21 protein-coding genes are annotated in these 24,222 nt (G+C 61.4%); 7 read left to right on the top strand and 14 right to left on the bottom strand.

Annotated features, from left to right (window positions below):
• Positions 1–24: 24 nt before the first annotated feature.
• Complete coding sequence (locus tag RLW55_RS09360) at positions 25–1,008, top strand: patatin-like phospholipase family protein (protein ID WP_423416256.1); 984 nt, start codon at positions 25–27, stop codon at positions 1,006–1,008.
• Between the two features lie 127 nt (positions 1,009–1,135).
• Here RLW55_RS09360 and RLW55_RS09355 read toward each other — a convergent pair whose 3' ends face one another.
• Positions 1,136–1,597: a nucleoside deaminase gene (locus RLW55_RS09355; RefSeq protein WP_423416255.1), complete on the bottom strand. Its 462-nt coding sequence runs from the start codon at positions 1,595–1,597 to the stop codon at positions 1,136–1,138.
• A gap of 182 nt (positions 1,598–1,779) precedes the next feature.
• Between RLW55_RS09355 and RLW55_RS09350 the strand changes: the two genes are divergently transcribed.
• Entirely contained in the window at positions 1,780–2,577 is a 798-nt protein-coding gene (locus RLW55_RS09350; protein ID WP_423416254.1) for a pseudouridine synthase, read from the top strand.
• A complete protein-coding gene (gene rsmD / locus RLW55_RS09345) occupies positions 2,574–3,140 on the top strand; it encodes a 16S rRNA (guanine(966)-N(2))-methyltransferase RsmD (RefSeq protein WP_423416253.1) in 567 nt (188 codons plus the stop codon). Before RLW55_RS09350 ends, rsmD begins: the two co-directional genes overlap by 4 nt.
• 4 nt (positions 3,141–3,144) lie before the next feature.
• Here rsmD and RLW55_RS09340 read toward each other — a convergent pair whose 3' ends face one another.
• The gene (locus RLW55_RS09340) at positions 3,145–3,705 is read right to left on the bottom strand and encodes a DUF2239 family protein (protein ID WP_423416252.1); all 561 of its coding nucleotides are present in this window, start codon (positions 3,703–3,705) and stop codon (positions 3,145–3,147) included.
• Positions 3,706–3,777: 72 nt separating this feature from the next.
• Positions 3,778–5,067, bottom strand: a complete 1,290-nt coding sequence (locus RLW55_RS09335) for a sugar MFS transporter (protein WP_423416251.1) — start codon at positions 5,065–5,067, stop codon at positions 3,778–3,780.
• 381 nt (positions 5,068–5,448) lie between these two features.
• Here RLW55_RS09335 and RLW55_RS09330 point away from each other — a divergent pair, with 381 nt between their 5' ends.
• Together RLW55_RS09330 and bfr are read left to right on the top strand one after the other, a co-directional pair.
• A complete protein-coding gene (locus tag RLW55_RS09330) occupies positions 5,449–5,721 on the top strand; it encodes a hypothetical protein (RefSeq protein WP_423416250.1) in 273 nt (90 codons plus the stop codon).
• 153 nt (positions 5,722–5,874) lie between these two features.
• Positions 5,875–6,363 carry a bacterioferritin gene (gene bfr / locus RLW55_RS09325; protein WP_013949443.1) on the top strand — a complete coding sequence of 163 codons (489 nt, stop codon included), beginning with the start codon at positions 5,875–5,877 and terminating at the stop codon, positions 6,361–6,363.
• 263 nt (positions 6,364–6,626) lie between these two features.
• Here the strand turns inward: bfr and mutL are convergent, their stop codons facing one another.
• From mutL to RLW55_RS09280, 9 genes are all read right to left on the bottom strand, one after another.
• Positions 6,627–8,453: a DNA mismatch repair endonuclease MutL gene (gene mutL / locus RLW55_RS09320; protein ID WP_423416249.1), complete on the bottom strand. Its 1,827-nt coding sequence runs from the start codon at positions 8,451–8,453 to the stop codon at positions 6,627–6,629.
• Positions 8,454–8,481: 28 nt separating this feature from the next.
• Positions 8,482–9,807: a glucose-6-phosphate isomerase gene (locus tag RLW55_RS09315; protein ID WP_423416248.1), complete on the bottom strand. Its 1,326-nt coding sequence runs from the start codon at positions 9,805–9,807 to the stop codon at positions 8,482–8,484.
• A gap of 356 nt (positions 9,808–10,163) precedes the next feature.
• Complete coding sequence (locus RLW55_RS09310) at positions 10,164–11,585, bottom strand: M16 family metallopeptidase (RefSeq protein ID WP_423416247.1); 1,422 nt, start codon at positions 11,583–11,585, stop codon at positions 10,164–10,166.
• 5 nt (positions 11,586–11,590) lie between these two features.
• Positions 11,591–12,955, bottom strand: coding sequence for a M16 family metallopeptidase (locus tag RLW55_RS09305; RefSeq protein ID WP_409561010.1), 1,365 nt, complete (start codon positions 12,953–12,955; stop codon positions 11,591–11,593).
• A 303-nt stretch (positions 12,956–13,258) separates the two neighbouring features.
• Positions 13,259–13,738 (bottom strand): hypothetical protein, encoded by a 480-nt coding sequence (locus RLW55_RS09300; RefSeq protein ID WP_409561011.1) that lies wholly within the window; start codon positions 13,736–13,738, stop codon positions 13,259–13,261.
• A 61-nt stretch (positions 13,739–13,799) separates the two neighbouring features.
• Positions 13,800–14,309: a signal peptidase II gene (gene lspA / locus RLW55_RS09295; protein ID WP_423416246.1), complete on the bottom strand. Its 510-nt coding sequence runs from the start codon at positions 14,307–14,309 to the stop codon at positions 13,800–13,802.
• Positions 14,306–17,446 carry an isoleucine--tRNA ligase gene (ileS, locus tag RLW55_RS09290; protein WP_423416245.1) on the bottom strand — a complete coding sequence of 1,047 codons (3,141 nt, stop codon included), beginning with the start codon at positions 17,444–17,446 and terminating at the stop codon, positions 14,306–14,308. Before ileS ends, lspA begins: the two co-directional genes overlap by 4 nt.
• Before the next feature lie 299 nt (positions 17,447–17,745).
• Positions 17,746–18,672, bottom strand: a complete 927-nt coding sequence (locus RLW55_RS09285) for a bifunctional riboflavin kinase/FAD synthetase (RefSeq protein ID WP_423416244.1) — start codon at positions 18,670–18,672, stop codon at positions 17,746–17,748.
• A gap of 70 nt (positions 18,673–18,742) precedes the next feature.
• Positions 18,743–19,180: a MaoC family dehydratase gene (locus RLW55_RS09280; RefSeq protein WP_409561015.1), complete on the bottom strand. Its 438-nt coding sequence runs from the start codon at positions 19,178–19,180 to the stop codon at positions 18,743–18,745.
• Positions 19,181–19,424: 244 nt separating this feature from the next.
• On the opposite strand from RLW55_RS09280, the gene RLW55_RS09275 reads away from it, so the two are divergent.
• Positions 19,425–20,165, top strand: a complete 741-nt coding sequence (locus tag RLW55_RS09275; protein WP_414463905.1) for a DUF1013 domain-containing protein — start codon at positions 19,425–19,427, stop codon at positions 20,163–20,165.
• A gap of 13 nt (positions 20,166–20,178) precedes the next feature.
• Here RLW55_RS09275 and RLW55_RS09270 read toward each other — a convergent pair whose 3' ends face one another.
• On the bottom strand, positions 20,179–21,882 hold the full coding sequence (locus tag RLW55_RS09270; protein WP_423416243.1) for a SulP family inorganic anion transporter: 1,704 nt from the start codon (positions 21,880–21,882) through the stop codon (positions 20,179–20,181).
• Positions 21,883–21,989: 107 nt separating this feature from the next.
• The gene (locus RLW55_RS09265) at positions 21,990–22,298 is read right to left on the bottom strand and encodes a helix-turn-helix domain-containing protein (protein WP_423416242.1); all 309 of its coding nucleotides are present in this window, start codon (positions 22,296–22,298) and stop codon (positions 21,990–21,992) included.
• 257 nt (positions 22,299–22,555) lie between these two features.
• Between RLW55_RS09265 and RLW55_RS09260 the strand changes: the two genes are divergently transcribed.
• Entirely contained in the window at positions 22,556–24,181 is a 1,626-nt protein-coding gene (locus RLW55_RS09260) for an acyl-CoA synthetase (protein ID WP_423416241.1), read from the top strand.
• Positions 24,182–24,222 lie beyond the last annotated feature (41 nt).

The raw sequence follows: 24,222 nt of genomic DNA, 5'->3' as shown, positions 1-24,222 counted from the left end.
GGGATTATCGGACAACAGCTGGGCATGGCGAGGACACAGGAAACGTCTGCGGGCAACGGCAAGCTCCCGACGCACAAGCCGACAATCGGTTTGGCGCTTGGCGGCGGCGGGGCGCGCGGTCTTGCCCATATCGCCATGCTCGAAGCCTTCGATGAACTGGGGATCAAACCGAGCGTCATCGCCGGAACATCTATCGGCGCGGTCTACGGCGCGGCGTACGCGTCGGGCATTCGAGGCCGCGAATTGCGTGAGCATACGCGCTATATCTTGTCGCAGCGGTTCGGACTCATTCGCGATCTGTTCGTGCGTCGCGCGCAGCCGTTCTCGCAGTTTCTGAGCCTTTTCGGCGCGCGTAACGCCATTCTCGATCCGCTAGCCGTGCTCGACATGATCCTTCCGAATGACGTGAAGGAAACGTTCGATCAATGCGAAATCCCGCTGAAGATCGTGGCGTCCGATTTCTACGATCAGGAACAGAAGGTCTTCACGGATGGGCGGCTTCGTCCGGCGGTTGCGGCGAGCATGGCGCTGCCGGTTATTTTCCAGCCAGTTATTCAGGAAGGCCGTGCGCTGATCGACGGCGGCCTGACCAATCCGTTGCCCTTCGATCTGTTGCTGCCTGAAGCGGATATCGTCGTTGCCATTGACGTTTCGGGTGCGCCTGTGCCCGATCCGAGGCGCGTGGCGCCGACCGCGTTCTCGGCGCTCTTTTCGAGCGCGTTTCTGTTCGAGCGGACGATCATCAAAGAGAAGCTCAAGACGCGGCAGCCGGACATTCTGATCTATTCGGGAACGAGCCAGTTCCAGGTGCTCGATTTCCTCAAATGCGACGATATCCTTACTGCCGCCGAGCCCGCAAAAGAGCGTCTTAAGCAACAGCTTTCGCGCGTGCTGTCGGTCGAGACGCTGCCGGTGCTCGAGGGCAGCGACATCGAGGTGCGCACGATCCAGCGTCCCGAACGGCGAAAACGCCGCCTGCTGCCGCGTAGCCGCAAGGGGCAGCAGTAAAGCTCGCTTCAACACCGTCATCCCGGCGCAGGCCGGGATCCAGACAAATCGAGACACCGCCCTGCGGATAGTTGACTGGGTGCCGACCTTCGTCGGCATGACGGTGGGTATGGAGGCAAAAGACGCCTCAATCCCGCCGGGCAGCGAAGAAATCTCTCAGCAGCGCGCTTGCCTCGGCTTCGGCCAAGCCGGGGTAGATTTCAGGAGCGTGATGGCACGTCGGCTGGCTGAAGATGCGGGGGCCCTGCTCAATGCCGCCGCCCTTCGGGTCGCTGGCGGCGTAATAGAGCCGCTTCACGCGTGCGAACGAGATCGCGGCGGCGCACATCGGACAGGGTTCGAGCGTGACGTAAAGGCTGCAGCCAACGAGGCGTTCATCGGCCAATTCGGCGCAGGCGGCGCGGATAGCGAGCACTTCAGCGTGAGCGGTCGGGTCGTTCAGCTCGCGGGTGCGATTGCCGGCGCTGGCGAGAATCCGACCGTCTGCCGCGACGACGACGGCCCCAATCGGCACCTCGCCGCGGGCAGCTGCCGCTTCCGCTTCGGAAAGCGCGCGTGCCATATGGCTTACGGCGTCCTTCGATGTCATAAGCTCGCTTCGCTCCTCATAGCTCGAATCTGATGATGTCCAACGCACCACGATCCAGGCCCAAACCCTCCGGACCGAAACCGTCTGGCCCAAAAGCGTCTGGCCCGAGACAATCCGGGCCAAAGCGCTCCAAGCCGCCGGAACCGGCCACCGTGCCTCCGCCCGCGAACCGCGACGGGCCGATGCGCATCGCAAAAGCGATGGCGCGCGCAGGGCTCTGCTCGCGCCGAGAGGCCGAACGCTGGATTGCCGATGGGCGCGTCAGCGTCAACGGCAAGCTGCTGAGGACGCCGGCCATTGAAGTCAAACCCGGCGATAAGGTGATCGTCGACGGCAAGCCGCTGCCTTCGGCCGAGCCGCCGCAGCTTTGGCGTTACCACAAGCCGAAGGGCATCGTCACGACGCATTCGGACCCGGAAGGCCGCCCGACGGTGTTCGACAAGCTGCCGCCCGAGATGCCGCGCGTGATCTCCGTCGGGCGGCTCGATTTCAATACGGAAGGGTTGCTGCTCTTAACCAATGACGGCGCGCTGGCGCGGCATCTGGAGCTTCCGGCAAATGGCTGGGTGCGGCGCTACCGCGTCCGCGCCAAAGGCCGCGTTTCTCCCGACGATCTCGCCAAACTTAAGGACGGTGTCACCATCGACGGCGTGAACTACGGTCCGGTCGAAGCGCAAGTCGATAGCATACAGGGCGCCAATACGTGGCTGACGATTGCGATCCGCGAAGGCAAGAACCGCGAAGTGCGCAACGTGCTTGCGCATCTGGGCTTGACGGTGAACCGACTGATCCGCGTCTCGTTCGGGCCGTTTCAGCTTCTCGATCTACAGCCGGGGGCCGTCGAAGCCGTTCGCCGCAAGGTGCTGATCGCACAGCTTGGACCGCGCACGTCCGAAGCGCTCGGGCTTTCGGAAAGCCAGGCACAGCGCAAAGAACGCCACGCACGCGGCAAGGCGGCGAGCGAGGCCGACGACAGATGAGAGTTGTCGCCGGACGGTTTCGAGGCCGGGCTTTGCAGGCACCGGACGATATGAGCATTCGTCCGACGTCCGACCGGGTGCGCGAGAGTGTTTTCAACATTTTGACCCACGGCATCGAGGGTTTTTCGCTGAACGGCGCGCGCGTGATTGATCTCTTCGCCGGGACGGGCGCGCTCGGCATCGAGGCCGTGTCGCGCGGGGCAGCGTATTGCCTGTTCGTCGAGGACGCACCGGACGCCAGGGCGCTGATCCGCAAGAACGTTGAAGCCATGGGCCTCACGGGCGAGACGCGCATCTTCCGGCGCGATGCGACCGATCTTGGGCCAGCCGGCAATATGGAGCCGTACGAGCTCGCGTTTCTCGATCCGCCTTACGGCAAAGGCCTTGGCGAGAAAGCGCTGGCCGGACTTGCCGAGGGCAAATGGCTGACGCCCGGCGCGATCTGCATGCTGGAAGAACGCGCCGGAACGGACGTCGTTATTCCGGCGGCGTTCGAACTGCTCGATACGCGGACCTACGGCGACACCGACGTGCGATTTTTGAAGTTCGCAGCGACGGCGTGATCCGTCAGGCGAATGCGCCTTCGGCCAGCCCAAGCGCATACGTGCGGACGTCTTTGGGCCAGCTTTCGATCTGCGCCGCGAAGCGCTCTGCGTCGCCAGCGAAAAGCGCGCGGCTGGCTTCCTCGAAGCCCGGCAGATTGCCCGCCATCGCCGACATGAACCGGTAGACTCGCTCCCGTGCGACGCGCGGCGTCTCGGTGGCCGCCGTGGTGCGCCGCGCCTCGTCGACGAGCTTGCGGATTGCAACCGACGCGCCGCCCGGCTGTTTGGCAAGCCAATCCCAATGCCGCGGCAGCAGCGTCACCTCGCGGGCGACGACGCCGAGTTTCGGGCGGCCCGGGCCGCGGCTGACGTCTGACGCCGGTGCTGATGGCGGACTTGCAGCGGGCTGCTCGCCGCTGTCGCGCAAATCCAAATCAGTCTGATTGCCGGTGGCATCATCGAAGACGAGCAACGACGCCTGCGGCTGGCGCTCGAGGTGCTTCTTGATGGCTTTGATTACGCAGGCGCGCGTGCCGGACGCAAAGCGGTGGCTGCCGTCGAAGGCGCTGAAGGAGTCGGTCATTTCGGTATTCCCAATTGTGATTGGGATCAATATTACCCGGATTAAAACCGCTGTCAATATACCCGGATAAAATTAAATGGGTTGGGCCAATGACGCTGCGGATTTCGCCCGCCATCCGGCCACACCGTAAAACAGGATGTAGAGATAGCTCGGCACGGCCAGCAGCAGGTACGCCAGCTGAAAATCGACATACTCCTTCAGCAGACCGAACGCGTAGGGCATCAGCGCGCCGCCCGAGATCGCCATGATGAGGAAGGCCGAGCCGGTTTCGGTGTGGCTGCCGAGACCGCGGATCGCAAGCGGGAAGATCGCGGGCCACATCATGGCGTTGGCGAAGCCCAGCGCGGCAATGAAGGTGACGGACGTGTACCCGCTGGTCAGGTACGCGCCGACCGTTAGGATGACGCCCAGCGCAGCAGACACCGCCAGATAGCTTTGCTGCGAAATGAAGCGCGGAATGACGAGCAGACCGGCGACATAACCGATCAGCATGGCAAAGAGCGTGTATGAGGTGAACAGCCGCGTCGCCGAGATGGGCAGGCCGAAGCCCGCGCCGTAGAGGCCGATGGCATCGCCCGCCATCACCTCGACGCCGACGTAGAGAAACAGGCACACGACGCCGAGCCAGAGATGCGGCACGGCAAAGACGCTTCGCATCTCTCCGCTGTTGACGGCGGGTTCCGGCCGGACATCCGGCAATTTCGAGCGCGCAATCCAAACGCCAAGCAGCGCGAGCATCAGCGCCATCAACAGATAGGGCGCGTGGACGCGCGCGGCGAAGGCATCCAGAAGGGCTTCTCGCGCCTCATGTGTCGGCGCCTTGGCGACGTCGGTGTCGAATGTCTCGACGTCTTTCAGCACGAGCGCCGCGAAGATGAACGGCGCGATGACGCCCGCGAGCTTATGGCAGATGCCCATCACCGCAATGCGTCGCGCGGCGCTTTCATGCGGACCGATGATGCAGACGTAGGGGTTCGACGCCGTCTGCAACAGAGACAGGCCTGCGCCGGTGATAAACAGCCCCGCCAACGCACCGGGATAGTCGCGCATCATCGTGAACTGACCGAACAGCACCGAGCCCGCCGCCATGATGTAGAGGCCAAGCGCCATCCCCTGTTTCATTCCCGTGCGCCGCAGAATGGCGGACGCGGGCAGCGCCAAGAAGAAATACGACAGATAGAACGCCATCGGCACGAGGAAGGCGTTGACGTCGTCGAGGGTGAAGGCGAGTTTGACGAAAGTGATGAGCGGGCCATTCAGCCACGTCACGAACCCGAAGATGAAGAACAGCAGGCCGATCGTCAGGATACCTCTGACGCCGCCAGTGCTGTCTGGGGATATCTCCGGACCCCTATTATTCAAATCCCACTCCAAGGGCCGTCTTTTGCTGCGCCGACGCCATTCACCAGGGGCGTAGCGCTAAGACATGCTAGCAGCTTGAGAATCCCCATTTTCTCGTCAAAGTTAGCAGATCCGGCGACGCGGCGCCGCACCTATCGAAAGCGCGAAAATGCACGCATTTCTGCACGGAAGCTTTTGATTTTCGCGAACTGGCGTACTATGTCCAACGCATGAAAAAGGGCGCTTGACGAAAGTATACTTTTTCTGAAAACTACTAGCCGATAACCCGACTGGGTATCCGATGCCGGGGCCTTGAACCCCGTTTGATTGGAGCCGCAATTGATTGTTTGTTCGTGCGCCGTAATCACTGATCGCGACATTGATGTTGCGGTTTCCGAAATCATGAGCACAGGTCCGGCCATTCTGCCGACTCCTGGCGTGGTTTTTCGCCATCTCAACAAGAAGATGAACTGCTGCCGCTGCGCGCCGCTGACGGTTTCGGCGATTTATGCCGCCATGGACCGGCTTGAGACGACCACGCGCGTCTGTCCGTTTGCACTGGCTGAAGCGCGCGCACGCCTCATCCGCATCGAAGAGCGCCGTGAGCGCCGCCAGCGCCGGATCGACGCGGAAATTGCAGAACGTCGTGCCCACAGACGCCGCGCAATCGCGTAACACTCTGAAAAATTTGGTGCCTTTGCGAAGGCGCGAGAAATCTCGCAAGCCTCTGGTTAAACTCGCTCTAATCCGTTAGTTGTCTACTTTAGAATGTTTCTGGATTTCCAGGACGGAAGCATTCAGAGACAACATTCGGCACGGAGCGGCGCCATGAAGGGCAATAAAGACGTCATCACCCGTCTCAATGAGGCATTGAAGCTCGAACTGGGCGCCATCAACCAGTACTGGTTGCATTATCGCCTCCTGGACAACTGGGGTTTCAAGAAGCTCGCCAAGAAAGAGCGCAAGGAATCGATCGAGGAAATGGAGCACGCGGATCGCCTGATCGACCGCATCATCTTCCTCGACGGCCACCCGAACCTCCAGCACGTCGCACCGCTGATGATCGGCGAGAACCTCAAGGAAGTTCTGGAATGCGATCTCAAGGGTGAGAATATCGCCCGCGATCATTACAAAAAGTCGCGCGAAATCTGCCGCGATGTCGGCGACTACGTGACGATGCTGCTGTTTGAGGATCTTCTGAAAGACGAAGAAGGTCATATCGACTTCCTCGAAACGCAGCTCGACCTTCTCTCCAAGATTGGCGTCGAGAACTACGGCCAGCTCAACGCTGAGCCCGCAAGCGACGACGATCACTGATAATTTGGCGCTTGCGACACGCGTTCCGCGCGCCGGCCGCAAGCGCATACCTTCCCACTTGTCATCCTCGGGCTTGTCCCGAGGATCCATTTCGCACCAACCTCGATGCAGGATGGACCCCTCGGCATAAAGCCGAGGATGACAAACTTTGCATCCACACCACCGTCATGCCGACGGAGGTCGGCATCCAGGCCATTGGCAGCACTTGCGCCGTTTATGGTTGACTGGATCCCGGCCTTCGCCGGGATGACGCTTGGTATCGCTCAGCGCCGGCCGAACAGGCGTTCGATGTCGGTAAGCTTTAGAGCGACGTAGGTCGGGCGGCCGTGGTTGCATTGGCCGGAATAGGGCGTCGCTTCCATCTGGCGAAGCAGCGCGTTCATCTCTTCGACAGTCAACCTTCGCCCAGAGCGCACGCTGCCGTGGCAGGCCATGCGGGAGGCCACGCTATCGAGGCGATCCTTCAAAGCGCGCGGCGCGCCATCCGCCCGTATTTCGGCGGCGAGATCTTTCACCAAGCCTTCGACGTCGGTATCGCCCAACAGTGCAGGGGTTTCGCGCACGGCGACCGCGCCCTCCCCGAAGCTTTCCAACACAAGGCCTAGTTCGGCAAGTTCGTCGGCGTGATCCGCCAACAACGCAGCGTCGTCGGCATCGAGATCGACGATCGCCGGAATGAGCAAGCCTTGCGTCGCGACGCCGCCATTCGCCAGCGCGGTTTTCAATCTCTCATAGACGAGACGCTCATGCGCGGCGTGCTGATCGACGATGACGAGGCCATCGCGCGTTTGCGCGACGATGTAATTCTCGTGCACCTGCGCGCGAACAGCGCCGAGCGGCTTGTCGATCGTGTGCTCGGCGACGGGGGGCGCGTGCATGACCGGCGCATTAGCACTTGGCGCATCGAATACGGCGAACGGTGACGGCGTGGTTTCCGCGAAAGCCGGTGGACGCGCGGGTGACGGCATCCAGGCGTAATCCGAAGGCATCTGAGGGGAATACTGTTGAGCCGCGACATTCGGCAGAACGCCCGTCTCGAAACTCTCGACCGTCAGCACACCGCCTTGCGCGGAGGCACGATGGCCCGCAGTCGCCAATGCGTCGGCCAGCGCACGCACGAGCATGGCACGGACGCGGCCAGAATCACGGAACCGCACTTCGGCTTTGGCCGGATGCACGTTCACATCCACATCCGACGGCGCGACGTCGAGAAACAGCGCCAGCAGCGGCGAGCGTCCGCGCGGAATGAGATCGCCGTAGGCTGCACGGACCGCGCCGATCAGCAGCTTGTCCTTCACTGAGCGGCCGTTGACGAACAGAAACTGCTGCGTGCTGTCGGGGCGGTGCAGCGTCGGCAGACCTGCAAAGCCAAAGACGCGCATCGGAGCTGACGCCCCGCTCGCCGCGCCCGAGACTTCGAGCGCGTCTGTCATGAACTCGCGCCCCATGATGGCGCCGATACGTTCGAGCCAGGCAGCCGAGGAGCGATCGCCTTGCGCGAAAACCGTTGGACGCTTTTCGCCCGTCTGCAGTGTGAAGCCGATGTCAGGATGCGCCATCGCCAAACGGCGGACGACGTCGGTCACGGCCATCGCTTCGGCGCGCTCGGATTTCAGAAACTTCAGGCGCGCAGGCGTCGCGGAGAAAAGATCTCGGACCTCGACGACCGTACCGCGATTGACTGCCGACGGCGCTACGGGTGCTTTGGCGCCACGTGTGACGGCAATGGCCGAACCTTGCGCGACGCCGTCCGTGCGCGAACGTATCTCCAGCCGCGCGATTGAGCCGATGGACGGCAGCGCTTCGCCGCGAAAACCCAGCGAGCGGATGTCGAACAGATCTTCTTCGTCGAGCTTCGAAGTCGCGTGACGTTCGACGGCGAGCGCGAGATCATCCGGGCTCATCCCGGAGCCATCATCGGTCACACGGATGAGGGACAGCCCGCCGCCCGAGACTACGACCTCGATGTGCGTTGCGCCGGCGTCGATGGCGTTCTCGACAAGCTCTTTGACGACGCTCGCCGGACGCTCGATCACCTCGCCCGCGGCGATGCGATTGATCGTTTCTGGCGATAGCTGCCGGATCGCCACCTTGAACGTTCCCCCAGTCAAAAGGCGCCTAAGCGCCTTTCGCGAGGCGCTCTCTCGTCAGGACCTTCGCAAGCTCGACACCCGGTTGATCGAAGGGATCGACACCGAGCAAGCGCCCCGCGAGAATCGTTTCAATCATAAAATGCATCAGCAGCGCACCGATGGTCTTTTCGTCGAGTTTTGCAATGTCGATTGTTCGCACCGGACGCCCAGCGCGCGCCAAAGCCTCAGGCAGAGCATGCGACTGGGCGGAGACGATATCGCCGACGGTGTGGCCGCCAAGCATTTCGGCGCCAGCGATTCGCGCGAGTTCCGGGTCTATCCTGGGGCCAACGCCCTCGCTCGCGACACGTAGAATCGTCAAATAGTGATCGTGCGGACCATCCATGAAAAGCTGGAGCTGGCTGTGCTGGTCAAGGGGGCCAAGCGCGCCGATCGGCGTCGTCCCCTCGCCGCCCTTGCCGAGGCTTTCTGCCCAGAGTTGCACGAACCACGCCGAGAGTCGGCCGAGCTTGTCGGCGTAGGGCATCATTACGAGCGTGGCGATGCCTTTTTCCTTCGACAGCGCGACGGCTGTGGCGGCGCCGACGGCCGGCGCGAAATCAGCCGCGGACTTGGCGGCGAGAAGCGCGTCGACCACGCTCTTGGCGCCAGCGCGAATGGCGCGCGCATCAAGACCGCGCGCGAGAGCCGCCATCAGCCCGACGTTGGTCAGGCACGAAAAGCGGCCGCCGATGCCGGTGTGATGCTCGAGCATGGGAATACCGAACGTCGACAGAAGCGTGCGCAGGCCATTCGTCTTGCCGGGCTTGTCGGGCTCGGTGATGCCGAGAAACATTTTCGGGATTTGCGCTTCGAGACCCGCGGCTTTCACCACCGTCAACGCGGCGATCGTTTGCGCCAGTGTTTCGGCGGTGCCCCCAGATTTCGACGTCACGATGAAGCGCGTCGTCGGCAGGTCTAGCGAGTCGAGAACACCTTGCAGCGTACCGCCGTCGAGATTGGCGTAGAAGCGCGTACGAGGACGCTTGCCCTGTCCCGGAAGCGCGACGCCGTAAATGCCCCAGCCTGCGATCTGCGCGAAAGTCTCGCCGCCGAGGCTCGATCCGCCGGTGCCGAAGAAGACGAGCGTCTTGGCGCCTTCGGAAAGTTTCGCGAGCGCCGCTTCGGCGTCAGCGATGTCCTGCTCCTCCTCGGCGATGCGCAGAAGCGGGAGACGGTCCTTGCGATAGTCGTCTTTCAGGGTTTCGACATGCGGCCCGATGCTGTCGAGCCAAGAGGCGTAAGCCTGAGGCGCGAGACCGTGTTGGCCAATCGCGTTTTCGAGGCACCCGTCAATATTCTGCTGAAACATATTCCCGTCGTGTCGCTGCCCGTCTTGCATGGCCGCTTCAACGCTCCCTACCTAAATCCGTTCCGGCCTAACCGATTTCGGATGTGCGGCCAAGTGCGCTTCGCGTTATGCCAAGGGGAGCGTTAACCGGCGTGCCAACAGTTATGGGACATGTGCCTAAGAGATGTGCCGCAAAGACGCGGGACAGACCGGCCGTTATGCCGACGAAGAGCCTGCGCGAGCCGTATCGGCCCCGGTCAGGCACCGCAGTTGTTCTGCTTGGCTGGGTCCCGGCCGCCGCCAGGACGATGTAAATGGAAACGGGGTCACAAATGCCATCCTCGGATTAAATCCAAAGATGGCATTTTTGCTTTTTGTCAGCCACGGGTGGGGGCGGCGACCGCGGGTTGTAGAACCGGCGGTGTTGCAGCGGAGTTCATGCCCACCGGCTTACCGACAATCGTGACGACCAGATTGTCGGGCTGCAGGAAGCGAGCAGCGACACGCTTGGCATCGGCCAGCGTGACGGCGTTGATCATCGCATTGCGGTTCTCTACGTAGTCGGGGCCGAACCCTTCCTGCATCAGGCCCAGAAGCTGCGAGGCGATCTTCGAGTTGGTGTCGAAGCGCAACGCATAAGAGCCCGTGAGATAATCTTTCGCCGCCTGAAGGTCTTCCGCTGTCGGGCCGTTGTCGGCCATCTTCTTCATTTCGCTACGGATGATCTTGAGGCTCTCAGCCATCGACGCGTTCTTGGTCGCGACGCTGCCGACAAGGATCGATGCGTGCTGATAGGGCTGCAGATAGGTGTAAACCGAATAAGCCAAACCGCGCTTTTCGCGGACCTCTTCCATCAGCTTGGCCGAGAAACCGCCACCGCCGAGGATGTGGTTGACGACGAAAGCGGTGATGAAATCCGGGTCCTTGCGCGGCATGGCACCCATGCCGAACACGGCGACCGATTGCGGCACGCCCATTTCGACGATCTTCTGGCTGCCGCCCTTCACCGGCGCAGTCTGGGCGACGGGCGCCAGATCGGCCTTGGCGGGCAGGCCGCCGAAGACATCATCGAGCAGCTTGCCAAGCTCGGCAGCGTTGATATCTCCGACCGCGACGACCTTCAGATTGTCGCGCGCGAAGTTGTTCTTGTGATAGGCGACGAGATCATCGCGCGTGATCTTCGAGACGGTTTCGGCCGTGCCCGTCGCCGAACGGCCGTAAGGATGGTTCGGGAAAGCCTGCGCGTACCATTCACGGATTGCGACCTTGTCGGGATCTTTATCGGCATAGGCGAGGTTGGCGAGAAGCTGCTGCTTGATGCGCTCGACGGCATCGGTGTCGAAGCGCGGCTTCTGCACGGAAAGCTTCAACAGCTCTACGGCCTTATCGCGGTTCTTCGTCAACGTCTCGAACGAACCGTAGAGCGAATCCTTGCTGTCGTCGTAGCTCATGCGCATGGCGATATTTTCCATGCGCTCCTGATAGTCTTCGGATTTGATGTCGCCGGCACCCTCGTCCATCATCGCGGTGAGGAAGTTGGCGAGGCCTTCCTTGCCGACCGGGTCCTGGCTGCTGCCACCGTCAAATGCGTAACGCAAAGACAGCAGAGGAACGCTGTGCTCTTCGACGAGCCATGCCTCGATACCACCGGGAGATTTGATTTTCTGAATATTCATTGCTGATGCTGGCTGACTGGCGGATGCGGTGAACAACAGAGCCAAGGCCGGAAGGGCCGAGACGATGCCGAGGCGGGCTGCATGGTGAACGACCTTTGCAGCCGCGCGTGAGATTACTGTCATCAATATCACCTCAATACGCCGCCTGCGGACGGGGGCGGAAGATCGTCGTTGGCCTGGGCAACGCCCGACTGGTCGGGAACGAGGTAACCCGTCACCGAATCCTTGATGTCGAGGTACTGAGCAGCGGCTTTCTTCACGTCGTCGGTCGTGACCTTGGAGATATTGTCGGGCCACGCTTCGACTTCGGCGACCGTGCGGCCGACGGCGAGGTTCCAGCCATAGCGGCGCGCGAGCGTCGCCTGATTGTCGCTGTCGTAGACGTAGTCGGCGAGATAGCTGTTCTTGGCGCGCGTCAGCTCTGCGTCGGTGACGCCGTTCTTGACGATGTCGGCCAGGACAGCATCGATGCCGGCTTCGACCTTTTCGAGCGGCACGCCATCGGCGGCGATGCCGTAGAGCGAGATCGTGCCGCCGTCGAGACCGTAGCCGGAATAATCACCGCCGGCGCTGGAGGCGATTTTCTGCTCGACGACGAGCTTCTTGTAGATGCGGCTGGTGGAGCCCGAGCCTGCGATCTTCATCAGCAGGTCAAGCGCTTCGGCTTCGCCGGGCTTGGCCGTTACGTAGCTCGGCGCCTGATAGTAACGCTGCATCAGGTAATTGCCCGCTCGGGGATCTTTCAGCACTAAGCGGCGCGCGACAAGCTGCGGCGGCTCGCCCGGACGATGGCGAACGGAAGAGACGGCCGGATTGGCTGGGATCTTGCCATAGGTGTCTTCGGCGAGCTTCTTCACTTCGGCATCGGTGACGTCGCCCGAGACGACCAGGATGGCGTTGTTTGGCGCGTAATAGTGCTTGTAGAAATCAAGCGCATCCTGACGCGAGAGCTGCGCCATCTCGCGATACCAGCCGATCACCGGCTTATGATACGGGTGATTGAGATAGAGCGCGGCGTTCATCTGCTCATCGAGCAACGCAGAGGGATTGTTATCGATGCGCGAGCGGCGCTCCTCGAGGATGACGTTCCGCTCGGTCAGCACTTCCTTTTCGTCGAGCCGCAGGTTGACCATGCGGTCGGCTTCCATCTCCATCATCTTGCCGAGACGGTCTTTCGAGACGCGCTGAAAATAGGCGGTCGCGTCGTTGCCGGTGAAAGCGTTGTCCTGGCCGCCGAGACGGCTGACGATCTTGGAGAATTCGCCGACCGGAATCTTGTCGGTCGATTTGAACATCAGATGCTCAAGGAAGTGAGCGATGCCGGACTTGCCGAGCACTTCGTCTGCGGCGCCGACCCGATACCAGACCATGTGGGTTACGACCGGAGAGCGATGATCCGGAATGACGACGACTTCCATGCCGTTCGACAGCTTGAATTCCGAAGCACGGGTGCTGCCGTCGGCGGCGCGGGCGTGTGGGGTAACTGCGAGCATCAGGGTGGCCAATACGGTTAAGAGGCTAATACGGGAGCACGTCGCTAGACGCATTATGGCGATCCTTCGAACCGAATGCAGTAGTTTGCTCCCTAGCGTTTTTGATCCTACCCCAAACTGCAGAGCCGGGGATTACTTTCGCGAGAAGGCGCGGACGCCGGATAGCGGGAAGCCGTGCCAGTGAGCGGCAGATGGGCAATCAAAGTCAAATGACAAGGCGTTCATCTCAAGGCGCGTCAAACCCCGCCCCGATCAATATTTTTACGGCGATGGAAATATTTGGTTATTGCGCTTTTGGGGCGATCACTGCGTCGACGAAGTGTCTTCGCCGCCGGTGTCCTCATAGGGCTTTTTCTGCGTCCACTTCTGAACGGCCGTGAAAATCGACGGATGACATGAGCCAAGCGGACCCGACGCGGATTCGGCAGACGAGTCGCCCCGCTGCATCGGCTCCGTGTAGTTCTTCTGGCAATATTCCGCCTGCTGCTTTTCGAGCGCGGCCTGATCGACAACCTTCTTTCGATCGGGGTCTTGAATGGAGGCAAGCGACGGCTGGTCGGCCCTTCCGCTTCCGGGTGGCGGCAGCGAGTCTGTCGGCGGCAGCGTCAGCGGCTGGCGGACGGCCATTTTGGGATCGCCTTCCGGGGTGGACGGGCCGTTCAAACCAACAGCGTCAAAGACCTTGCCGTTCAATTGCACGCCGTCAATTCCGCCGCAGCCAGCCAGAACCAGCGTCAGCGCCGATACGCAGAAACTGATTTTCGGACCGTTTTTCAACGACATGCTTTTATGTCCGTGTCCCACCGACACGCCCCCGAAGCCGAGTTAGGCCGACTTTGCGGCGCTAATGCGACTCGCCCCTGAAGGACTCATACAACAAGCCAATTACCCCGGCAACGATGGCTACATCAGCGATGTTGAAGACGTACCAGTGAAAACCGTAGGCGTGGAACGAGAAGAAATCGGCAACACCGCCCAGATGCAGCCGATCGATGGCATTGCCGAGCGCGCCGCCAATGATCAGTCCGAGGCTTAAGGCCATGAGGCGGCTGCCACGGCTCCAGTTGAGCCAAAGCCACAGACCGAAGCTGGCGGCTACGGCAAAAGCAACGAGCAAATATTGGCCGGTCATGCTCGCCTGATTGAAGAGCGAATAGCTGATGCCGATGTTCTTGACGTAGACGAGATCGAGGAACGGACCGACCGTGACGCGGCCCTTCGCTTCGATGTCGTAGACGTGCAGCATCCACCACTTGTGGAACTGGTCGATTGCCATCGTCAGGACGATGACGGCAAACGCCAGCGGCGCCGAGCGGCTCCAGAAGATGCTTCGCGAGGACGCTATATCCGTCATACCGTTGCTCCGGCGTCGATCTCGCGCATGGCGGCGGCGTCGCGCGCCGACAGTTCCGGATACGCCGGATCGGAACCGACGTCCTTCGTGATGCGCCACGAACGCGCGCACTTTTTCCCTTCGGCGCGTTTTACGACAACGCCAACGCCGGGCTCGTTCGGAAGCGTGAAGGCACCGCTTGGCGGCGCATCGGCCGAGATCGAAATGCCCGACGTGATGCAGACTTCCGCCATGTCGACGCCGTCAAGACCCGACATCAAATCCGCGTCGGTGACGAACACGTCGGGCGCGGCTTCGAGCGATGAGCCGATTTTCTTTTCGGCTCGGGCGATTTCGAGCGCGCCTGTCACGACGCTGCGGACTTCCTTCACGCGATCCCACTTGGCAGCCAGATTGTCGTCGCGCCACTCGCGCGGAATCTTCGGGAATGGCATTAAGTGCACGCTCTCGGCTTCATCGGGCTTGTAGAGCAGCCATGCCTCTTCTGCGGTGAACGACAGGATCGGCGCGAGCCAGCGGATCAGCGCATCGCACAGCTTGTCGATGACGGTGAGCGCCGCCTTGCGCTTCAGGCTCGACGGCGCTTCGCAGTAGAGCGTGTCCTTGCGGATGTCGAAATAGAATGCCGACAGCTCGGTATTCATGAACTGCGAGAGCAGGCCGATGATCTTGCGATAGTCGTAGTGCTCATAGGCCTTGCGGATCTCGTGATCGAGTTCGGCAAGACGATGCAGCATGAGCCGCTCAAGCTCGAACGGCTTCATTGCGGTTACCGGCACGGCTTCTTCGGGCTTGAAGTGCGCCAACGCGCCGAGCATCCAGCGTAGCGTGTTCCGCAGCTTGCGGTAGGTTTCCGAGAATGTCTTCAGGATTTCCGAGCCGATGCGCAGATCGTCGGAATAATCGGACGCGGAAACCCAGAGGCGAAGAATATCGGCGCCGGACTTCGACATCACATCCTGCGGCGCGACGACATTGCCGAGCGACTTCGACATCTTCTGCCCCTTCTCATCCAGCACGAAGCCGTGAGTCAGCACGATGTCGTAGGGCGCGTCGCCGCGCGTACCGCAGCTTTCAAGCAGGGACGAATGGAACCAGCCGCGATGCTGGTCGGAGCCTTCGAGATACATGACGCGGTCCTGGCCACCCTCGCGCTTGCGGCGTAGGCCTTTGAAACCGGGGAAAGCCGTCGGATCTTCAAGCGTGAAGGCATGCGTCGAGCCTGAATCGAACCAGACGTCGAGCACGTCTTTCACCTGCTCCCACTTGTTCTTGTCTTTCGGCGAGATGAAGCCTTTGAGGAAGCGATCTTTCGCGCCTTCCTCGAACCAGACGTCGGCGCCTTTTTCGTAGAAGGCTTTTTCGATGCGAGCGATCAGCTCGTCCGACTTTTCGAAGCCCGGGCCGGGGATGACCTCGTCCGTCTCGACGTTGCGGAAAACGGTGATCGGCACGCCCCACGCACGCTGGCGCGAGACGACCCAGTCGGGCCGGTTCTCGATCATGCCGGTGATGCGGTTCTCACCTGCTGCCGGCACCCACGCGACACGCTTGATCTCGTCGAGTGCAAGCTGGCGGAGCGTTGGCGCATTATGTCCTCTTTTGTTGGCGCTTGGCGACTCCCCTTCGGGGAGCCGGCCGCCAAGCGCGGAAAGTGGTTTATCCATCGAGATGAACCACTGCGGCGTGTTGCGAAAGATGACCGGCTTCTTCGAACGCCACGAGTGCGGATACTGATGCTTCAAGCGTCCGCGGGCGATGATGTTTCCGGCTTCGGCCAACGCCTTGATGACGGCGTCGTTGGCGTCGCCCTTATCGCCGTTCTCTTTCAACACGCGCTTGCCTTCGAAGCCGGGTGCTAATTTCGTCAGCATGCCGTCGGCGTCGACGGTGAAGGGGATTTCGGTGTCGATGCCGCGATCGCGCAGCTTCTTCTGGTTCGCGATCCAGATGTTGTAATCGTCAGCGCCGTGGCCTGGCGCGGTGTGGACGAAGCCCGTACCGGCGTCGTCGGTGACGTGATCGCCGTCGAGCATCGGCACATCGAAGGCATAGCCGAGGTCGCGCAGCGGATGCTCACATACGAGATGGCGCAGCTCGAAGGCGCTGACTGTTTCGCGCTTCTCGTACGCTTCGACCTTGGCTGCCTTCATCACGTCGGCGGCAAGCTTATCGGCCAGGATGTAACGGTCGCCGACCTTCGCCCAGTTGCCGTCGGGCGCAGCCGTCACCTCGTAAAGCCCATAGGTGATTTTCGAGGAGAAGCTGATCGCGCGATTGCCGGGAATCGTCCACGGCGTCGTCGTCCAGATGACGACGGAGGCGCCAAGTAGATTGTCCGGCGTCCACTCGGGATGGAGTTCGGGCGGCAGATCGGCTTGCGAGATGTAGTCGAGTTCCGGGAGCGCCTTCGCTGGGAACTTCACCCAGATCGTGTCGGACTGATAATCCTGGTACTCGATTTCAGCCTCAGCCAGCGCCGTCTTCTCGACGACGGACCACATGACGGGTTTAGAGCCGCGGTAGAGCTGACCGGTGGCGGCGAACTTCATCAGCTCACGCGCGATGATGCTCTCGGCGCGGTAGTCCATCGTCAGGTACGGGCGTTCCCAATCGCCGATGACGCCGAGACGTTTGAATTCCTCGCGCTGGATATCGATCCAATGGGCCGCGAATTTCCGGCATTCGTCGCGGAAGGCGTTGATCGCTACGGGATCGGAGAAGTTCGGTTTCTCGTTGCCCTTGGCGCGATACTGCTCCTCGATCTTCCATTCGATCGGCAGGCCGTGGCAGTCCCAGCCCGGAACGTAGTTCGAATCGTTGCCGAGCATCTGGTGCGATTTAACGACCAGGTCCTTCAGGATCTTGTTTAACGCGTGGCCGATATGGATGTTGCCGTTGGCGTAAGGCGGGCCGTCGTGCAGCGTAAACTTCACACGGCCTTTCGACTGCGAGCGCAACTTTTCATAAAGGCCGATCTTGTCCCAGCGCTTCAGCAGTTTCGGTTCGAGTTCGGGCAACCCGGCGCGCATGGGAAAGTCGGTCTGCGGCAGAAACAGCGTTTTGCCCCAGTCGCGTCCGGCGGCGGCTTCAGGAGTTGCGCCTGCCTTGTCGGCGGCCTTGGCGTCTTTCGACATCAGTTGAGCTTTCAATTCCAAAGGAAATCAGCGCGGGTTCTAGCAAGGTGCGCCCGCCAAGTCATCCTGTGCCCGGCCGCCACCCTGTCGCTATCTGACATCGTCCCGGTGCAGGCCAGGATCCAGACAAGCCTTGGAAATCGCCTTTGTATCCGGCTTGGCTCGGCCCCGACCTCCGTCTGGGGTGATGAGATTGGATGTTTTCAGCCTGTCATCCTCGGCTTTGTGCCGAGGATCCATTTATCCACTTGCTTCGCGGCCCTATGCATCGTCGGGCCGAGCCCCCAGGATGACTAGGGTTAAGACTTGGCCAGAACGGCCTTCACGGCGGCGATGTCTTTGGCCATCTGGGCGACCAGCTCTTCGACCGTGTGAAATTTCCGGTCGGCGCGAATGAAATCAATGAATTCGACTTCCATGTCGCGGCCATAGAGGTCGCCGTTGAAGTCGAAAAGGAAGACTTCCAGCACCGGCATGCCGTCGTCGAACGTCGGCCGGGTGCCGAGATAGGCGGCGGCGTCATGCGGCACGCCGTCGAAATAGGCCTTCACAGCATAAATGCCATGGCCGAGCGTCGTCCCCTTCGGCATCGGCAGGTTGGCGGTCGGGTAACCCATGCCGGTGCCACGCTTGGCGCCGCCGACGACCTTGCCCGCAACGCGCCAAGCCTCACCCAGCATGTGGGCGGCGCCTTTGACGTCGCCCTGCGCCAGATAGAGCCTGATGGCCGAGGAAGAGAACGGTTCGCCCGCTTCGGCGACTGGCGGCATGACGGTCACTCCAAATCCAAGTTCTTCCCCGGCGCGCAACATCATCTCCGGATTGCCGCTGCGCTTATGGCCGAAATAAAAGTCGTAGCCGATCACGACGTGGCTGGCGCCAAGGCCCGCCACGATCACGCGCTGGATGAAGTCTTCGGCAGTCAGCCCGGAGATTTCGGCGTTGAACGGCTCGACAAACGCAATATCGAGACCGAGGCCCGCGAAGATCTCGAGTTTGCGCCTGAGCGGCGTCAACCGGAAGTGGGCCTCGTTCGGCTGGAAAAACTCGCGCGGATAAGGCTCGAAGGTCAGCACCGATGCGCGGACGTGCTTTTCGGCAGCGCGCGATTTTGCCTCCGAGATCAGCGCCCGATGGCCGCGATGGACGCCGTCGAAATTGCCGATGGCGACGGCCGAACCGCGATATTCCGGCGGAACGTGCTTGTATCCATGGATGACGTGCATTCGGCGCAGCCTCGTCGGAGTTCCCGGTGGCATACCTATTAAGGGAAAACGATCGCGGGCTAGACTGCCTTTACCTCGGCCGGCCAGGAACCATCAGAACCGCTTCGCCGGTCAGCACCGGCTTACCTGCGACGGAGCACAAGCACTCGAAGCGCGCGCGCTTTTTATCGGGAATGAGTTCGACGAGCCGGACCAGGGTTTCGACGCGGTCGTCAATCTTGACGGGGCCGCGGAAATTCAGCGTCTGGGAAATGTAAATGGCGCCGGGACCGGGCAGCTTCATGCCGAAAATGGCCGAGATATAGCCCGCCGACAGAATGCCGTGCGCAATCCGTTCCTTAAAGATCGTCTTGGCGGCGTATTCAGAGTCGAGGTGGACCGGGTTGTAGTCACCAGACAGCGCCGCGTAGGCAACGATATCCGCCTCGCTGACTATTCGCGACATCGAGGCTTCCTGACCGACCTCTAAGTCTTCGAAATATTTGGTTCGGCCGGCTGTTGCGAGCATTCAGACGTCCCTGCATGTTATTGAGCCAGATCATTGGACCAAGCCATTTTTCTCGAACACTAACCCGCTACAAACGCTGGCTGCAACCATACTGGACCAGTTATGGCTGCGGCCTTGTTGCATTTGATTAAGGCAATGAGCCTTGCATCGAGGCGGTTGGAGGCGTTATAAAGGACCATTCCCCTTTAATTTACCGTTTTAGCCGCCCTTCGCGACCCGTTGCGAAGGACCGAACGAGGACATCATGAGCGACCGCCGCCCCCTAATGCCGAAAGCCACCGCCGTTTGGCTGGTGGAGAACACGGCGCTCTCCTTCGATCAGATTGCCGAATTCTGCGGCCTGCATCCGCTTGAGGTTAAGGGTATCGCCGACGGCGAAGTCGCGCAGGGGATCAAAGGCATGGACCCCGTGACGACGGGGCAGCTGACGCGCGAAGAAATCGCGCGGGGCGAAAAGAACCTTTCTCATAAGCTCCAGCTTGCCGTCAGCAAGGTCGAGCTGCCGCCGATGCCGCAAACGCGCAAGGGACCGCGCTACACGCCGGTTTCGCGCCGTCATGACCGGCCGAACGCGGTGCTCTGGCTGCTGCGTAACCATCCGGAATTGAAAGACAGCCAGATCATGCGCCTTGTCGGGACGACGAAGCCGACGATTGCGCAAATCCGTGACCGCACGCACTGGAACTCGGCACAGCTGACGCCGCAGGATCCGGTGACGCTCGGCCTTTGCTCGCAGATCGATCTCGATGCCGAGGTGAAGAAGGCTGCACGCCGCACGGAGCGAGATCGCAAGGAAACTGGCGGCGAAGAGTTGGAACGCGCCGGGACGCTGCTGCCCGCCGCCGAGACGACGGCTCGAGCCGAAATTCTGGCGCCGAAGGCTGCTGAAGAATCTGAAGAGACGCCCGAGCAAGAGCAGGCTCGCGTTTTCGCCAAGCTCAAGGAAATGTCGTCTGCACCCAAGGACGAGTCCGAAGACGAGTAACGGCTGTTCGCCGTTACTTGATCGTCTTTCCGCTCCGGTACGAAGCGACCGCATCCTCGATCTGCGCCGCATAATGCACGAGCGGCGTGCGAAGTCCGGCAGCCAGGAGCGTGCGACGCACGTTCCGGTTGGCTGACGTGAAATAAAGCTTCGTCCCAGAGCGCGTAAGCTTGTGCGCAAAGCCCTCCAGCGTGCGCGCCGCCGTGCTGTCCACGAGCGGCACGTCCGCGAAATCCAAAACGAAAAGTTTCGGGCTGGCGCCAACGCGGTCCAGCACCGTGCCGACGGCCGCGGTCGCTCCGAAGAAGAACGCGCCGGAAATGCGGTAGACCATCACGTCGTTGCCGAGATCCACGGGCTGCTCGGTATCGGAGACATCGGCGACATCGTCCCTGATGAGAGGCGCGCCGGTTTCGATCTCGACGGCTTCCGCCATGCGATGAAGAAAGAGGAAGGCGCCGAGCGTCACGCCGACCGCAATGGCCGTCGTCAGATCGACCAAAATCGTCAGCAGAAAGGTTGCGAGCAGAACGGCGGCGTCGCCCCACGAGGAGCGTAACAGCGCAGCAAACTCCGCCTTCTCCGCCATGTTCCAGGAAACGATCGCGAGAACGCCGCCAAGGCTCGCAAGCGGAATATAGGCCGCGAGCGGCGCGGCCACGAGCATGAACAGCAGGACGAAGACCGCGTGCAGCATGCCCGAAACGGGGCCGTGCGCTCCGGCGCGGACGTTCGTGGCGGTGCGCGCGATCGTTCCCGTCACGCACATGCCGCCGAACGTGACGGCCGCAATGTTGGCCGCGCCCTGCGCGACGAGTTCGCAATTCGAGCGGTGACGGCGACCGGTCATGCCGTCGGCGACGACAGCGGACAGCAAACTTTCGATGGCGCCGAGCAGTGCAATCGAAATGGCGTCGGGTAGCGCAGCCTGTAATTTGGCAATATCGAACGCCGGCAGATGCGGCGCGGGCAGCGTGCGCGGCACTTCGCCAAACCGCGAGCCGATGGTCGCGATGTCGAGACCCAACGCCCAGGCGAGGACAGAGGTCACGCCCACGGCGATCAGCATTCCCGGCCAGGTCGGCCTCCATCGGCGCAAGCCGACGATCAACGCAATCGACAATATAGAGATTGCAATGGTCGCCGGATTGAGCGTTCCGATATGGGAACCGAGCGCCGCGAGCTTGGGCAATAGCGCGGCTGGCTCATGCGCGAGATTGAGGCCCAGGAGATCCTTGATTTGGCTGGCGAAGATGATGACGGCGATGCCAGCCGTAAAACCGACCGTCACCGGAAACGGGATATACTTGATGTAGGTGCCGAGGCGCAGAAAGCCGGCCGCCATCATGATCAGGCCCGCCATCGCGGTCGCCAAGACCAGGCCGTCATAGCCGCGCTGTTCCACGATGGTCGCGATCAACACGATGAAGGCACCGGCCGGGCCGCCGATCTGGTAGCGGCTGCCGCCGAGCGCCGAAATCAGGAAGCCGCCGACGACGGCCGTGAACAAACCTTTTTCCGGGGAGAGCCCGGAACCTATGGCAATGGCCATCGACAAAGGCAGAGCCACGATGGCGACGGTCAGACCCGCGACGGTATCGGCGCGCAGGTCATTCCAGCGGTATCCCTCACGCAAGACCGTCACGAGCTTGGGCGTGAACAGGTCAGCCCAGCTCGGTCGTCCGCGTGCGGATCTACCGGTTACCGAAGTGTCCATGTCTCCGTCTCCCATTTTGACAAGGAGCGGCGAGATCGTCGGCTGCACTGTCGGCGGTCGTCGTCGCGAAAGCTTAGATCTGCGGGCGTTCAGAAGTGCCGGTGCACTCAGACGCTCCCCTTTTTGCCTCGGCCGTGGCCCGGCGCCGGGGGCGCGGCCTTCACGGGCTGCTGCTCCCTCAGACGAACGCCCCGGCCCTGTCCGGTGCTCGGCATATTCTCACCGATGAGTTCGACGCCCGCGGCTTCGAACGCTGCTACGACTTTCGTCAACGTATCGACGACGCCGCGAACATTGCCGCTGCTCGCTTCCATGCGCTGGATCGTCGGCAGCGAGACGCCAGCCCGGTCGGCAAGCGTCTGCTGGTCGATGCCGAGAAGAGCGCGACCTGCACGCATCTGCGAGGCCGTGATCAAGCGCAAACCCCCTGTGCCGATTCTAACGCTTTATGCCTAAGTATTGATGCTTTAAACATCAAGATGAATATTTGAAACATGATCTAGATCAATGGCACGATTGCCCTCGTCCCTCGCGGCTGCTCGCATTGGTGGATCAAGCTGAAATCCGGCATTGTCGGCTCAAGGCGCATTCGCTAGCGTCGGCCCATGCTCGGACCGGCTTTCGGCTTTGAAAGTCTGAGCGTTCGCGTGCAGGAAGAAGCAGGGCAGCAATCGTGTCGAACCCTTTTGAGCACCACCTCGATAAGAATCCGGCAAACTATCAGCCGTTAACGCCCCTTTCGTTCCTGCCGCGGTCGGCGATCGCCGCGCCGAACCACACAGCCATCATTCACGGCAACACACGCATCTCGTACGCGGACTTCTACACCCGTTGCAAAAAGCTCGCGTGTGCGCTGGCGCAGAAGTACATCGGACCGGGCGACACCGTCGCGGTCATGCTCGCCAACACGCCGCCGATGCTCGAAGCGCACTACGCGGTGCCAATGCTCGGCGCAGTTCTGCTGACACTCAACACGCGTCTTGACCCAGCGATCCTCGCGTTCCAGCTCGATCATGGCGGCGCGAAAGTTCTCATCACGGACCGCGAGTTCGCAAACATCATGAAGCCGGCCTTGGCGATGGCCAAGGTGAAGCCGATCATCATCGATTATAACGATCTCGAATTCCCGCAGACGGGCGAGGCGCTCTCGTCAATCGACTATGAAGCGTTCCTGCAAGGGGGTGATCCGGATTTCAAATGGCGCTGGCCGAAAGACGAGTGGGAAGCGATCTCGCTCAACTATACGTCCGGCACGACGGGCAATCCGAAAGGCGTCGTCTATCATCATCGCGGCGCGGCGCTGATGTGCTACGCGAACGCGATCTCGACCGGTATGACACGCTTCCCAGTGTATCTGTGGACACTGCCGATGTTCCACTGCAACGGCTGGTGCTTCCCGTGGACGATCACGATGGTGCAAGGCACGCACGTGTGTCTTCGCTGGGTGCGCGCCAAGGCGATGTACGATTACATCGTGGCGCACAAGGTTTCGCATCTTTCCGGCGCGCCGATCGTGATGGCGACGCTGCTCAACGCACCGGACGACGAAAAGCAGAAGATCGAGCATGTCGTCGCGTTCAATCACGCGGCCGCCCCGCCGCCTGCTTCGGTGATCGCGGCGATGACGGACGCCGGTTTCCATTTGACCCATCTCTACGGGCTGACGGAGACCTATGGCCCGGCGACGATCAACGAATGGGATGCATCATGGAATGACCTGCCACCGGCCGAACGCAGCGCCAAACGCATCCGCCAGGGCGTGCGCTATGTGGCGCTCGAAGGCTTAAGCGTTCGCGACCCCGAGACGATGCAGGAAGTGACGCCCGATGGCGAGACGCTGGGCGAAGTCATGTTCCGCGGCAATATCGTGATGAAGGGCTATCTCAAGAACGAGAAGGCGACGGATGAAGCGTTCGCAGGTGGGTGGTTCCATTCCGGAGATCTCGGCGTGATGCACCCGGACGGCTACATTCAGCTGAAAGATCGCTCGAAGGACATCATCATCTCGGGCGGCGAGAACATCTCGTCGATCGAGGTCGAAGAAGTGCTTTACAAGCATCCGGCGGTGGCGTTCTGCGCCGTGGTCGCAAAGCCCGACGAGAAGTGGGGTGAGACGCCGTGCGCCTTCATCGAGCTGCGGCCGGGAACCACGGCGACCGCCGATGAGATCATCGAGTGGTGCCGCGCGGGCCTCGCGCGCTACAAGGTTCCGCGCCACATCGTGTTCGCAGAAGTGCCGAAGACGTCGACCGGCAAAATCCAGAAATTCAAATTGCGCGAGATGGCAAAGGAGGCGTGAGCGCCTATCTGCATGGAACTTCCGTCGCGCGCGATGCTTTC

Source organism: Hyphomicrobium sp. B1 (assembly GCF_049532635.1).
GTDB lineage: Bacteria > Pseudomonadota > Alphaproteobacteria > Rhizobiales > Hyphomicrobiaceae > Hyphomicrobium_B.
The sequence above is the reverse complement of the archived record's forward strand: the minus strand, read 5'-3'. Positions and strand labels throughout refer to the sequence as shown.

Bases quoted from the DNA above. Each gene is read 5' to 3' on its own strand.
- ileS (WP_423416245.1), bottom strand. From the start codon at position 17,446: ATGTCGAAAGACGCCAAGGCCGCCGACAAGGCAGGCGCAACTCCTGAA.
- rsmD (WP_423416253.1), top strand. From the start codon at position 2,574: ATGAGAGTTGTCGCCGGACGGTTTCGAGGCCGGGCTTTGCAGGCACCG.
- RLW55_RS09355 (WP_423416255.1), bottom strand. From the start codon at position 1,597: ATGACATCGAAGGACGCCGTAAGCCATATGGCACGCGCGCTTTCCGAA.
- RLW55_RS09300 (WP_409561011.1), bottom strand. From the start codon at position 13,738: ATGTCGTTGAAAAACGGTCCGAAAATCAGTTTCTGCGTATCGGCGCTG.
- RLW55_RS09305 (WP_409561010.1), bottom strand. From the start codon at position 12,955: ATGCTCGCAGTTACCCCACACGCCCGCGCCGCCGACGGCAGCACCCGT.
- RLW55_RS09360 (WP_423416256.1), top strand. From the start codon at position 25: ATGGCGAGGACACAGGAAACGTCTGCGGGCAACGGCAAGCTCCCGACG.
- RLW55_RS09330 (WP_423416250.1), top strand. From the start codon at position 5,449: ATGAGCACAGGTCCGGCCATTCTGCCGACTCCTGGCGTGGTTTTTCGC.
- RLW55_RS09315 (WP_423416248.1), bottom strand. From the start codon at position 9,807: ATGTTTCAGCAGAATATTGACGGGTGCCTCGAAAACGCGATTGGCCAA.
- RLW55_RS09340 (WP_423416252.1), bottom strand. From the start codon at position 3,705: ATGACCGACTCCTTCAGCGCCTTCGACGGCAGCCACCGCTTTGCGTCC.
- bfr (WP_013949443.1), top strand. From the start codon at position 5,875: ATGAAGGGCAATAAAGACGTCATCACCCGTCTCAATGAGGCATTGAAG.
- RLW55_RS09350 (WP_423416254.1), top strand. From the start codon at position 1,780: ATGCGCATCGCAAAAGCGATGGCGCGCGCAGGGCTCTGCTCGCGCCGA.
- RLW55_RS09285 (WP_423416244.1), bottom strand. From the start codon at position 18,672: ATGCACGTCATCCATGGATACAAGCACGTTCCGCCGGAATATCGCGGT.
- RLW55_RS09270 (WP_423416243.1), bottom strand. From the start codon at position 21,882: ATGGACACTTCGGTAACCGGTAGATCCGCACGCGGACGACCGAGCTGG.
- RLW55_RS09275 (WP_414463905.1), top strand. From the start codon at position 19,425: ATGAGCGACCGCCGCCCCCTAATGCCGAAAGCCACCGCCGTTTGGCTG.
- RLW55_RS09310 (WP_423416247.1), bottom strand. From the start codon at position 11,585: ATGACAGTAATCTCACGCGCGGCTGCAAAGGTCGTTCACCATGCAGCC.
- RLW55_RS09280 (WP_409561015.1), bottom strand. From the start codon at position 19,180: ATGCTCGCAACAGCCGGCCGAACCAAATATTTCGAAGACTTAGAGGTC.
- lspA (WP_423416246.1), bottom strand. From the start codon at position 14,309: ATGACGGATATAGCGTCCTCGCGAAGCATCTTCTGGAGCCGCTCGGCG.